General features: G+C 39.3%; 10 protein-coding genes and 1 pseudogene. 1 reads left to right on the top strand and 10 read right to left on the bottom strand.

Going from position 1 to position 10,942, the window contains the following annotated elements; genetic code table 11:
- Positions 1–72: 72 nt before the first annotated feature.
- A pseudogene (locus VIH09_RS09685) lies at positions 73–354 on the top strand (lysine--tRNA ligase); the annotation flags it as partial.
- A gap of 65 nt (positions 355–419) precedes the next feature.
- Here VIH09_RS09685 and VIH09_RS09690 read toward each other — a convergent pair.
- The 10 genes from VIH09_RS09690 to VIH09_RS09735 form a co-directional block, all read right to left on the bottom strand.
- Positions 420–665: a DUF6755 family protein gene (locus tag VIH09_RS09690; protein WP_165153316.1), complete on the bottom strand. Its 246-nt coding sequence runs from the start codon at positions 663–665 to the stop codon at positions 420–422.
- Between the two features lie 29 nt (positions 666–694).
- A complete protein-coding gene (locus VIH09_RS09695) occupies positions 695–1,207 on the bottom strand; it encodes a Rieske (2Fe-2S) protein (protein WP_331580378.1) in 513 nt (170 codons plus the stop codon).
- Positions 1,208–1,287: 80 nt separating this feature from the next.
- Positions 1,288–1,857: a 4Fe-4S dicluster domain-containing protein gene (locus VIH09_RS09700; RefSeq protein WP_331580380.1), complete on the bottom strand. Its 570-nt coding sequence runs from the start codon at positions 1,855–1,857 to the stop codon at positions 1,288–1,290.
- A gap of 19 nt (positions 1,858–1,876) precedes the next feature.
- Positions 1,877–4,093 (bottom strand): molybdopterin oxidoreductase family protein, encoded by a 2,217-nt coding sequence (locus VIH09_RS09705; protein ID WP_331580382.1) that lies wholly within the window; start codon positions 4,091–4,093, stop codon positions 1,877–1,879.
- Between the two features lie 69 nt (positions 4,094–4,162).
- Entirely contained in the window at positions 4,163–5,212 is a 1,050-nt protein-coding gene (locus tag VIH09_RS09710; RefSeq protein ID WP_331580384.1) for an MFS transporter, read from the bottom strand.
- A gap of 27 nt (positions 5,213–5,239) precedes the next feature.
- On the bottom strand, positions 5,240–5,608 hold the full coding sequence (locus VIH09_RS09715; protein WP_331580386.1) for a hypothetical protein: 369 nt from the start codon (positions 5,606–5,608) through the stop codon (positions 5,240–5,242).
- A 49-nt stretch (positions 5,609–5,657) separates the two neighbouring features.
- Positions 5,658–7,286, bottom strand: coding sequence for a hypothetical protein (locus VIH09_RS09720; protein ID WP_331580388.1), 1,629 nt, complete (start codon positions 7,284–7,286; stop codon positions 5,658–5,660).
- 82 nt (positions 7,287–7,368) lie between these two features.
- On the bottom strand, positions 7,369–8,847 hold the full coding sequence (locus tag VIH09_RS09725; protein WP_331580390.1) for an MFS transporter: 1,479 nt from the start codon (positions 8,845–8,847) through the stop codon (positions 7,369–7,371).
- A 454-nt stretch (positions 8,848–9,301) separates the two neighbouring features.
- The gene (gene moaA, locus VIH09_RS09730) at positions 9,302–10,306 is read right to left on the bottom strand and encodes a GTP 3',8-cyclase MoaA (RefSeq protein WP_331580392.1); all 1,005 of its coding nucleotides are present in this window, start codon (positions 10,304–10,306) and stop codon (positions 9,302–9,304) included.
- Positions 10,296–10,942: bifunctional molybdenum cofactor biosynthesis protein MoaC/MoaB (locus VIH09_RS09735; RefSeq protein ID WP_331580394.1), on the bottom strand; the 647-nt coding region annotated here is incomplete at its 5' end. The genes VIH09_RS09735 and moaA, both read right to left, overlap by 11 nt.

Here is a 10,942-nt window from a genome sequence, read left to right on the forward strand (position 1 = left end):
GAAAGCTTATCAGCTTCATTATTCAAATAATATAAACGCATTTTAAATTTACCTGTAAATAGTCACAAACTATTGATGATGTTCTTGACCAATAACTCTTCTATTCAAGAAGTGTTGTTGGTCCCGCAAATGAGACCTGAGAAAAAACAAGTTCAGGTGGAACTTGAAGATGATGAGAAACTGATCGTTGCTTTATTGCAAATCAATGACAAGCAAATGGAATTTGGTTTACTGAAAATCAAATCTGAATTGAGCGGCAAAAAATGGGACAAAGCCATGAAGAACCTTTCTTCCTTAGGGTTGACTGAAGTGGTAGTTATGGGAGACAGCAAAGCCTGCCGTTTGAAAGAATAATTTCAAGAACATTATATATAAAAAAAGGAACTTCAATTGAAGTTCCTTTTTTTTTACGTATGTCATCACTTTCTATAATTCCCTTTCGGCAAATAATAAAGCCAACTAAAACCTATCAAAAACAAAATCAGGGATGCAATAAATGCGGGAATGAGAATTTCTCTATTATTATCTAAAGCATTGTTCAACGAAGCATACAGCAACCAGATCTGAATAGTCACATTTAATATTAAAATGAATATCAGAGTCGAAAGAATGTTATTTAGCTTGTTGGGATTGGCTTTGTTCTGGCTTGTTCTAAAATTACTCATAACAATTGAAATTTAATTATTTCTGATTCCTAACTCAATACTTTTTCTTCGGATGCTTTTACGTAAATGTCGTTGTCTTTAAAAAAAACTTCCAGTTTAGGTAAAGCCCTTGGTGGAGGTCCAGCAATTACATCACCAGTCATTGCGTCAAACGAACCTTCATGACAGGGACAATGAATGACGCCAGTTCCCGGCTTGTAGAAAACCGAACAAGACAGGTGGGTACATTTTTGTTCATAAGCCTTGTAGTCACCATTTTCGAGGTGAATCAAGATATATGGAATAGTACTTCCTTCGATTACAAAAGCTCGCGTTCCTCCTACGGGAACCTCGTCTTGCTTACAAACAAAATGTTCGCCAGCCACTTCTTCCTTGGGAAGTAAATAAGCTTTGGCAGCTACCAAACCACTACCAACCATTAATCCTCCTGAAACAAGCGTTAGGAATTTTGCAAAATCACGTCGACTTACCTGTGTGGCCTCTTGTTTTAAAATTGGAAAGTCTTTTTTCCAGTTTTTATTTAAATTATCTTCTTTTGACATTTTTTAAAGTTTAAAGTTCCATGTTTAAAGTTTCATGTTTAAAGTTGTACTGCTAACTTTTCACGATTCACTTTTCACGACTAATATATTATCAACTCAGTGCTGCCTTTTGGCATCATAATATTCACTTTGGTATTTACAATCTCTTTACCAAAAACAAAAGTGTTTACAGCTGAACTGTTCGGACGCATTTCTTCGATTTCTGCTTTTGTACCGTAGAATAACGCCCCACTTGGGCAAACGGTCGCACACATTGGTTTTTTCCCTACGCTAGTTCTATCATAACACATGGTACACTTCATCATCAGGTCATACTCTTCGATCTTCTTTGGCACACCAAAAGGACAAGCGATCACGCAATTTGAACAACCGATACATCTTTCGGTATTGGCAGTATGAACGATTCCGAATTCATCTTTTGATATCGCATCTGCCGGGCATACACTGGCGCAGACAGGATCGTCACAATGCATACACACCTGAACTGTAGTTTGGACAGTTGAAGCACGATCGACGTAATTGACATGAATCATGGAGTCCTGCCCGTTTGTTTCACATTCAGCGCAAGCCAATTCACAAGCTTTACAACCAATGCAGCGTTGCATATCCACAAAAAACTCTTCATTTGTATTGAAACTGGTATAGTTCATATTTTAGCTTTTTTATAGATTAAACACTGGCATAAGCCTTAGATTCCTTAGATGGCGCTGCGATTTCTTTGAGCGGTTCTAAATGACAGGCGCAAACCTTAAATTCCGGTATTTTGGAAATCGGGTCTAAAGTACCCGGTGTCAGTTGATTTGCCGATTTTTTTCCGGACCAATGGTAAGGTATAAAAACAGTATCTTCTCTAATCGTTTCTACTATGTTGGCGGGAAAAACCCCTTCACCTCTTCGAGTAGAAACTTTAACCAGCTCTCTTTGTTGAATGCCGTATTGCTTAGCCAAATTAGGATGAATCTCTAATAATGGCTCCGGAAACTGATCCACAAGCTTACCAATTCTACGTGTTTGTGTTCCGCTTAAATATTGAGATACAACACGACCTGTAGTTAAAATCACAGGATAATCCGCATCGGTCACTTCACCCGGAAGCTTGTACGGTGCCGGATTAAAATGCGCTTTCCCGTCGGGCGTTTTGAACTTTTTATCTTCCCATAAACGTGGGGTTCCCGGATGATCTTCCGTCGGACATGGCCAAAACACCCCCATATTTTCCTCGATTCTCTTATAGGTAATTCCGTTATAATCTGCAGTCCCTCCTTTTGAAGCGACACGCAATTCATTAAAAATTGCTTCGCTGGTATCATATGTGAATTTATCTTCTTGCCCCAAACGTTTCGCCAATTCCAAGATGATAGAAGTATCGGTCCTGGCATCCCCCGGAGGAGTTACCGCCTGACGAATTCTGATCACTCTTCCTTCTGCTGATGTTGTCGTTCCTTCTTCTTCTTCTTGTAAAGAACCCGCCAAAACGATATCGGCATGGCGAGCAGTTTCGTTTAGGAAAAAATCGATACATACATAAAATTCTAATTTCTCTATGGCTTCTCTAACGTAGTTGCTATTGGGCAACGACACTAATGGATTGAAACAAATAGACAATAGCCCTTTGATTTCTCCTCTGTGAATTGCCTCGATAATTTCATAGGCCGTAAGTCCTTTTCCGGGCATATCCTTTTCATCAATTCCCCAAACACCGGAAATATATTTACGGTGCTCTGGGTTCTCGATATCTCTATTTCCAGGCAATTGGTCGCATTTGTGACCGTGTTCTCTTCCTCCCTGACCATTTCCCTGACCTGTAATGGTTCCATATCCGCAATATGGTTTTCCAATTCGTCCTGTCGCCAGAACCAAGTTAATACAGCCCAAAACGTTATCTACTCCTTTAGAATGATGTTCAATTCCGCGGGCATGAAGCAAGAAACTGGTTTTGGCTTTACCCCATAACTCAGCGGCTTCTTTTATTTTTTCTCTCTTGATTCCAGTAATTTCTTCAGCCCATTCCAAGGTATAATCCTTTACAGCATCTAAACTAACATCAAATCCAGACGTATAATTATCTATAAAATCGTGGTCGAGCATGTCGTGATCCACAAGGTATTTCAGCATGGCTCCATAAAGCGCTGAATCGGTACCCGGTTTTACATCCAAATGCACATCGGCAGTTCTTGCGAGCGGAATCATTCTTGGATCGATTACAATAAGTTTCGCTCCGCGATCTCTCGCTTTCCAGATCCAATGCGTCAATGTTGGGAACGTCTCACTGATATTGGCACCAGCCACAATAATCACTTCGGCATATTCAAGATCCGAATAAGTATTAGACGCACGATCTAATCCAAATGCTTTTTTGTTCCCCGCACCCGCACTTACCATGCACAAACGACCATTATAATCCAGGTTTTTTGTTTTTACGGCCACTCGAGCAAATTTACCCATGAGGTAACTTTTTTCATTGGTTAATGAAACGCCTGAAAGTATCGAAAAAGCATCTTTCCCGTATTTTTCCTGAATGCGTTTGATTTCCGAAACCGTTTTATCCATCGCTTCATCCCAAGAAGTAGGTTCAAAACCTTTTCCTTCTACCCTTTTTATAGGGCCTAACAAACGGTCGGGATGGTTGTTTTGCAAGTAGCGTTGTACTCCTTTTGGGCAAAGACGTCCTTCGTTAAAAGGAAATTCCATCCATGGCTCAAAACCGACCACTTTATTGCTTTTAACTAACAATTGAATTCCGCATTGCATACCACAAAAGCAACAATGTGTTTTCACCACTTCATCTGGTTCATCTCTTCCATCAAAGCCTTCTTTCGGGCTATAGTTAAGATGCGGACCAAAATCTTCTATTATTTTTTCTGCTGAAACAGGTAATTTTGCCATGTTATGTAGTTTTCTATATTTTCAATCTTGACATCGATAACGATCATTGTCAACCTGATTATTCTTTAATTATCCAAATAGATTTCCGCCGGCCTGTCTGGCTTTCAAATGGGCCTGCGCCAAACGGGATCTTTTTCCTTCAGGACTCAAATCCAAATGAGAACCACCATCCTCCATACTGAAATCAAAACCAAGTTCTTTAGTTACTGTTTTAAGGTCATTGATGTGCAAATTTGTAGCATACTCTTCTCCCGTATGTTTGCAAACCGCCATTCCTTGTTTCATCCCCTCTTTCTTATAAATATGGGCACCAATTTGCGCTGGACGTTGAATGATATGAAAGAATTTCCCAAAAGGGATCCAAATCAAAAACATAATAACAGTCACCGCATGAATTACTGCCAGGAAATCGAAAGCGAACCCTTTCATAAACTGGTAAGAATAGGTCAATCCTAAGCCAGTAACGGAGACCGCGATCAGCAAAATAAGAGGCAATAAATCCCCTTCAAATGTTTGCGTAGCTATTAACCCAGGGTTAGTCAGACGTCTTCTCAGATAATACAACGAACCCAAAATCACCAAATACGAAGACCAGTTTAACGCATGAAACGTTAAAAAGGCCATGATGGAATCCAGTTTAAACTCCATCACTTTAAAACCAAAAAAATGGGCTTCATACAACGATATGCTATTCGGAGCCATGGTGAAATGAATCCATCCAAAGGTCAAAGGAATTGTGATTAAAAATGCCGACGTACAACCAACGGCTATCATGAAATGGGCTACCCATCGGTATTTTCCCCTTGGGTAAATAAATTTCTGAAAAGCAATATTCTCAATGGTTTCTTTGGAAGCAAACCAAAAATGCGAAAACACTTTTCCTGTCACCAAATACATAATTCCTCTCTTAAAATAAATCCATGTGGGTGGCCTTTGCAACCAAACAGAATAACGGTATACAATGCCAAAAAAAGCGAATACCGTCCCAAATAAATAAGTGATTAAGGCGGCATCAAAATTCTGCAGATTTCTGGAACCAAAAAACACCAACACAACAGAGAATATTGACATTCCAGTGGCTATAAGCAGGGCTTTGGTATTAAAAGTTCTATTTTTCATTTCTTTAAAATTTAATAAAGTATATAACTATGTCATTTCGTTAAGAAACCTACAAGGCCCGAAAACCTTGTAGGTATATAAAAGAATTTTTATTTTAAAACGAAAGCGAGCTTGATTTTCAAAGCCTTTAAACCACCGATTGATCCCTGTAGCTAATATAGTAAAAAGAATCAAGCCAACTAAAAATTGTGTCGCACCACCAGTAGCGGTAATGCTATTTCCAATTAAAGACGCAAAAATAAATGGTCCGAATGCCTCAATTGCCGCTGTCCACCTAATAACCCGAGCTGCCTGACGCTGATTCTCAGAAAAGATAATAGGATACTGTCCAAGCGCACCCACATTACCAATACCTGTGAAGAAGAGCATCATTGCAAACATTGGAAATTGCCCCATGCTTGTGGGCGCAGCGCCCTCTTTCCTAATAAAAAACCTATAAATCCACTTACGGATTATCCACTTCTCTTTTAGGCCCTTGGTAATACCACCAGTTCAGAATTAAGCAAAGGAAATAATAAACTGCAAAACCGTATAATGCATACTCAGGCGTTCCTGCTGTTACTTGCTGTCCAAATACATTAGGAATAATAAACGCTCCATAAGCAGCAATTGCAGCCGTCCAACCTAATACTGGCCCTGCTTTTTCTTTACTGAAAATGTAAGGAATACTTCTAAAAGTCGACCCGTTCCCAATACCAGTTGTTAAAAATAGAACCATAAATGCCCCGAAAAATGGCCACCAATACGATTCTGGAGTTTCAGAACCCCTTGCTTGCACAACATAATAGGCAACGGTCAATGCAGCTATAATTTGAAAAATAGTACTCCACATTGTAATTTTAGCACCACTATTAACTTTATCAGCAAGAATTCCTCCTATTGGTCTAACCAAAGCCCCAAACATTGGCCCTAAGAATGCCCAAAGCATAATGTTAGGTGCATTAGGATTTACCCATTCTGGATCTAATGGATTTGAATACACAAATATATCTTGCGCTAATTTTGGGAACACCATAGAAAACCCAATGAAAGAACCGAAAGTCATGGTATAGATAATCGTCATTATCCAATTGTGCTTGTCACCAAGGATAGAAAATTGTTTATTAAGATTCTCTTTTATATCACCTGTAGTTCCATATTTCATTAATAAAACGGTTATAACTATTACCATAGGAAGAACAATCCACATCGCAGCATCTTTCATTCCAAAAGAATCCCAAGGAATACCAATTAACATGAAAGCACCAATACCAGCCGCTACCAAGCCTAACAGTATCATATACAATGTTTTTGAAACTCCTTTAGCCGTGTCAGGCATGCTCGGAGTTCCTGTAGATACATTGTTCATCCCAAAAAATGCCGCTAAAGAAGCTAATACAATAAGTGGAACCCAAATCCATGCTGCATTTTGCATTCCTTCAAAAGGAGCGCCTTTTGCAGTTGCAATTGCACCAGCAGTACCACCAAATAAAGAGAATGTTACTATAAAAGGAATCGTTTTTTGCATAACTGCAACTCCTAAATTACCAAGTCCTGCATTCATTCCCAATGCATATCCTTGCGCTTTTTTTGGAAAAAAGAAAGATATATTACTCATTGACGAAGAGAAATTACCTCCACCAAGTCCAGACAATAAAGCCATAATTGCAAAAAACATATATGGTGAATTAACGTCCGACAATGCTATTCCTGTTCCTATTGCTGGAATAAGTAACAAGGCGGTTGTTATAAAAACTACATTTCTCCCTCCTCCTAATGATATTAAAAAAGAGTTAGGCAATCGTAAAGTTGCCCCAGCTAACCCTGCAATTGCCGGCAAAGTATAATACAGGTTATTTACTTCTTTCAAAGCATTTATATATTCGTCAGATCCGGCAACTAGTCCGTGGGTCATTCCGAAATTGAAACCAAAATCTTTCATGTACTTTATAAGTACTCCCCACATAATCCATACAGAGAATGCGAGTAATAATGCAGGAATAGAACTCCATAGATTCCTATTTGCGATCTTTTTTCCTGTAGATTCCCAAAAACCTTGGTCTTCAACGTTCCAATCTTTAATATTTACTGACATAAAATTATTATTTTTAAATTTAAAACTAATTTGGCAGAATGTGCTTTATGACTTTCGACATTAAGACTTTTTCGCGTCTCCTTTAATGGTTAATATGTTCGATATCTCTCGTAAATCCAGGGGTTTTCTTTCTAAGGATTTTAATGATGGTTTTGTGCATCCAAATCAAACAAGCGCTTGAAATGACAAATATAAACAGCCAGGAACTCGTCCAAAGTCCAGTGAAATTTAATAGGTAGCTAAATATGATAGGCCCAAAAAAACCGCCTAATCCTCCAATCAATCCTACCATCCCACCTACAACTCCCACTTCATTCGGGAAGTATTCCGGGATGTGTTTATACACCGCCGCTTTACCGATTCCCCATGAGATTCCGATCATTACCACCAAAATAACATACACCCACATATTGGCTGCAAATTTGATTTGGGTAACTCCTTTGGCTAATAATTCTTTCTTGCTAACGGCCTGATTTTCTTTTACAACAATCTCTTGCCATGAGGTTTTAACCGGTAAAATGGACGAATCCGTCAGGGGGACATCAACTTTTGGTTTAACCTTATAATCATTATTATTCAGCACTAATCCCGATGGAGTAACTTTGGTTACAATACCGCTATCATTAGCCATTACACCAGGCCCTGATGTGAAAATCTCCATTTTAGGGAACATCAACAGAAAACTGATGACCATAGTGGAACCTAACACCCAGTACATAACTTTTCTGGCTCCAAATTTATCCGACAAGTACCCGCCAAAAGCTCTGATAACCCCTCCAGGTAAGCTAAACATCGTGGCAAACATTCCTCCCATAACCAGCGAAGTGTGGTACACATTCATAAAGTTAGGTAACAACCATTGGGAGTAAGCCACAAAACAACCAAATACCAAGAAGTAGTAAGCACCAAATCTCCATACTCTAGCAGATTTTAATGGAGTCAATAACGTTTTTAAATTTTTAGTGTCTCCTTGCGGTTTTTTATTTTTGGCGAATATTATAAAGAGAATTCCAACAGCTACCAACACCGCTCCGTAAGTTACCGGCAGCATTTTCCAGCCGTTGATAGGATCGCTTTTAGAAAAATTATTTAATAAGGTAGGAGCAATAAAAGTAGTGATTGCTGCACCGGCATTTCCCATCCCGAAGATACCCAAGGCCCTACCTTGCCAGTTTTGCGGATACCAAACCGAGGTGTAACCAATCCCAACGGCAAAGCTGGTTCCTATTAGTCCGAAAAGGAAACTCAAAACGGCAAAACTCCAAAAGGTATCTGCAAAAGGAAGCAAAAACAACGGTATGGAACAAAGAAACAATAAAATGGAGAATATAATTTTTCCCCCAAATTTATCCGTTAAAATCCCGATGGGAAGACGGAATATAGCTCCCGACAAAATAGGAATCCCTAAAAGCCACCCCACTTCTACCACGCTCCAATTGAAAACGCCTCTATCGACAAGAAATGTAACTAAAACACCATTTAAAGTCCAACAGGCAAAACAGATTGTAAATGCTAATGTGTTTAAAAATAATATTTTGTGGGATTGCGATAAACTACTCATAAAACAACTATTTGTTAATGAAGTAAAATTAATCTGTTGACACCTCTTAAAACATGATAAATATCAGTCAATCGGTGAAAAAGACAATTTACCTGCTTTGCTTTTTTGAGATTTAACGCAAACTTATATGCAAATAACTAATAACTAGACTATTAACCATTTATGATTTCAATCATAAAAAAGCGTTCAAGCAAAAAAGAGCCTTCGAGCTTCTCTTTTTACAATAGTTCATTTAAAAACAAGCCCGAAAACTGGGATTGTTTTTTATTTAGCCGGTAGTGAACACTAGTTTCCAATCTGTCCCAAAAAAAAATTCTGCTTTTAAAAAATCAATGGACTGATTTAATTTCCCATAACAATTGGGATCGAGGTTAATTGCAAATTCGCCCAATCAAATTGATACCGGAACATTCAGGTATAAATGAACCTTTGCGCTCTTAGCCGTTAGATAGCTTTATCCCCCAATCTTTATCATACTCCGATTCTTCGAAAACAAATCCGGGTTTTGGAATTTAGCATCATCGTCCATACCGCCACGCATCGACATTTTTGATTTTATGTTCTTAAAAATAAGTGGTTCAATCGATTCTCCTGCGCGTAAGCTTTGCAGTAAATCTGTTTCTGAATTCGAGAAAAGACAGTTTTTTAGTTTACCGTCGGCAGTCAAGCGAATACGGTTGCATGTACTGCAAAAAGGGTTTGTCACGGAACTAATCACCGAGAAACTGCCCTTGTAGGAAGTTATTTTATGGTTTTTGGCGGTGTCGTGGGGTTTATCAGTCAAGCGCTCTACATTTTCAGCAGCGTATTTATCATTAAGCTGCGTAAGGATTTCGGCATAAGACACCAGTTTGTCTTTCTTCCATTGGTTGCCATCAAAGGGCATGAACTCGATAAACCTAATCTCGATGTCGCGATTTTTGGTCAATTCGACAAAATCGATAATTTCCTCGTCATTAAAGCCTTTCATCACCACCACATTTAGTTTTAGCCGAAACCCATTGGCGTCAAGCAACTCCATATTCTCCTGAAATTTATCAAAATAATTTCTACGGGTAATTTGGTTGAATTTATCTTTTTGTAAACTGTCAATACTTACATTCAGCGTGGTTATCCCGGCCTCTTTGAAAGTATCAATAAAATCATGCACCAGGATTCCGTTAGTTGTCAAGGTAAGCTCGACGCCCAGTTTTCCTAATCGCTGGATAATGTCTGCGGCGTCTTTTCTGACCAAAGGTTCGCCGCCCGTCAATCTAATTTTGTTCACACCCAAATTGACAAAAGTCTGGGCAATGGTAATAATTTCATCTGCAGTCATCAGATGCGCTTTTGGCGTAAGCGCAATCCCTTCAGCTGGCATGCAATAGGTACATCTCAAATTACAATTCTCTGTAATTGAAATGCGCAAATAACTGTGCTTACGTCCGTGAGTGTCCTGCATTTGGATATTATTTTCCATGGTTGAATCCGTTTAGAATTTTGAACAAATGCAAAACAGAAGGAAAAACGGCATCCATAGATTCGCTGGCACCTGCGGTAGAACCCGGCAAGGCCATAATAAGTGTATTCCCTTTGAAACCCACCACGCTACGGGACAACATCGCATAAGGGGTGCGGTCCTGACCATAGGACCGAATCGCTTCTTCGATACCAGGAATGCGGCGATCGAGCAACGGAATCACCGCTTCGGGCGTGACGTCTCTGTTTGACAATCCGGTTCCGCCAGTGATGATGACCAGATCGGTTTTTTGGGCACACAGTTTATTTATCGTGTTCTGAATATCCAAAACCTCATCAGGAATGATGATGTAATTTGAAACTTCCAATCCTAAATCCTTGATTTTATTAGAAATCACTTTTCCCGCGCGATCTTCTTTTTTTCCGCTGGAAACGCTGTCCGAACACACCATAACCGCCACGGCAAGATCCTGTACTTCCTTGTTCCCGTAATCGGATTTCCCACCTTTTTTATGCAGTAACTTTATGGTCGAAATCTCCACGTTTTTGTCGATGGGTTTCAGCATGTCATACATCGTCAGTGCAACGATAGAGGCACCGTGCATGGCCTCGACCTCAACACCGGTTCTGTAAATTG

The organism is Flavobacterium sp. (assembly GCF_036515215.1).
In the GTDB taxonomy this organism is placed as follows: Bacteria; Bacteroidota; Bacteroidia; order Flavobacteriales; family Flavobacteriaceae; genus Flavobacterium.

Bases quoted from the DNA above. Each gene is read 5' to 3' on its own strand.
- VIH09_RS09690 (WP_165153316.1), bottom strand. From the start codon at position 665: ATGAGTAATTTTAGAACAAGCCAGAACAAAGCCAATCCCAACAAGCTA.
- VIH09_RS09695 (WP_331580378.1), bottom strand. From the start codon at position 1,207: ATGTCAAAAGAAGATAATTTAAATAAAAACTGGAAAAAAGACTTTCCA.
- VIH09_RS09700 (WP_331580380.1), bottom strand. From the start codon at position 1,857: ATGAACTATACCAGTTTCAATACAAATGAAGAGTTTTTTGTGGATATG.
- VIH09_RS09705 (WP_331580382.1), bottom strand. From the start codon at position 4,093: ATGGCAAAATTACCTGTTTCAGCAGAAAAAATAATAGAAGATTTTGGT.
- VIH09_RS09710 (WP_331580384.1), bottom strand. From the start codon at position 5,212: ATGAAAAATAGAACTTTTAATACCAAAGCCCTGCTTATAGCCACTGGA.
- VIH09_RS09715 (WP_331580386.1), bottom strand. From the start codon at position 5,608: ATGGGGCAATTTCCAATGTTTGCAATGATGCTCTTCTTCACAGGTATT.
- VIH09_RS09720 (WP_331580388.1), bottom strand. From the start codon at position 7,286: ATGTCAGTAAATATTAAAGATTGGAACGTTGAAGACCAAGGTTTTTGG.
- VIH09_RS09725 (WP_331580390.1), bottom strand. From the start codon at position 8,847: ATGAGTAGTTTATCGCAATCCCACAAAATATTATTTTTAAACACATTA.
- moaA (WP_331580392.1), bottom strand. From the start codon at position 10,306: ATGGAAAATAATATCCAAATGCAGGACACTCACGGACGTAAGCACAGT.